This window comes from Vibrio sp. Vb0304 (genome assembly GCF_033338995.1).
GTDB lineage: Bacteria > Pseudomonadota > Gammaproteobacteria > Enterobacterales > Vibrionaceae > Vibrio > Vibrio alginolyticus.
The window spans coordinates 1-1334 of the sequence record NZ_JAWOTT010000158.1; the positions used below are offsets into that span (position 1 = coordinate 1).

Annotated in this window: 1 protein-coding gene; it reads left to right on the forward strand. The window is 44.9% G+C overall.

Going from position 1 to position 1334, the window contains the following annotated elements; all coding sequences use genetic code 11:
* Positions 1–1334 (forward strand): DUF3413 domain-containing protein (locus R7P35_RS24630; RefSeq protein WP_318092973.1); only part of this gene is annotated, 1334 nt, incomplete at both ends.

Here is a 1334-nt window from a genome sequence, read left to right on the forward strand (position 1 = left end):
TGATTGATACCCAGGCATACCAATCCATTAACCTGCACCTAACCCCTGTGGTTTGGGAGCTGTTATTCAGCGATGATAAAAGTGCGTTAAGCTCGGATCTACAACACCTGTTTGTTGTGATGCCGCTGATATTCCTTGTTCAGCTCGCCTTATCAGAATGGGTTTGGCGTAAACAACGCAAACTTTCTCACAAACACGTTGGTCGTCCACTGGCTGCCGTGTTCTTTTTGAGCTTTATGACCAGCCATTTGGTCTACATTTGGGCTGATGCCTATTTCTATAATCCGATCACGAGCCAACGCTCAAACTTCCCGCTTTCTTACCCAATGACGGCGAAAAGCTTTATGGAAAAACATGGTCTGCTTGACCGTGAAGAGTACCTAAAACGCTTAGCGGAGAATGAAAATAACGTTGAGCTGGTGAACTACCCACTAGAAAAACTTGAATTCAACCGCCGTGTAAACAAGTTGAACGTGTTGATGATCAGCGTAAATAACCTTCGTGCCGACGCGCTGAATCAAGAAGAAATGCCAAACCTCTACGAGTTTGCACAGCAAAACCAAAACTTCCGTAAACACTACAGCTCAAGCAATGACACCTACGGTGCATTTGGCTTGTTCTATGGTTTACCAACGAGTTACGCCTCTAGCATCAAGGCACAAGGTGCCTCGCCTGTACTTCTTGATGTACTTAAAGATCAAGGCTACACCTTCGGTTTGTTTAGCGGCAGTGGTTTTGAAGATGACCTTTATTCAGAAATCGTCTTCCGAGGTGTAAACCTAGCTGAAAAACTGGATGGTACTCAAGCCCATACCGATAAACAATCTATCGCCGATTGGAACATGTGGCTAACGGAAAAAGCGAACCAGCCTTGGTTCAGCTACATCGAAGTTACTACGGTAGATAATTTTGAATCTATCCCGTCGAACTCGAAAGAAGATATGTCGGCGAGTGAACGCTTCAAAAATGCTTATGAGTTTGCCGTGAAATCTGCGGATGACAAAGTCGGCGGTATTATCAAAACACTTGAAGACGCTCAATTATTGGCAAACACCGTTGTTATCGTCACTTCCAACCATGGCAGTGAGTTTAACGAAACCAATACCAATAGCTGGGGCGCAAACAGTAACTACAGTCGTTACCAATTGCAGGTGCCTATGGTAATCCATTGGCCTGGTATGATGGCTGGTGAGTTTAATCACAGCACGAGCCATTTAGACCTTTCAGTTACGCTACTGCAAGATATGCTTGGTGTATCGTCCATTCCAGACGATTACAGCAGTTGTCGTAACTTATTTGACGAAAGCCGTCGCCGTTGGATTCTTGCTGGTGAT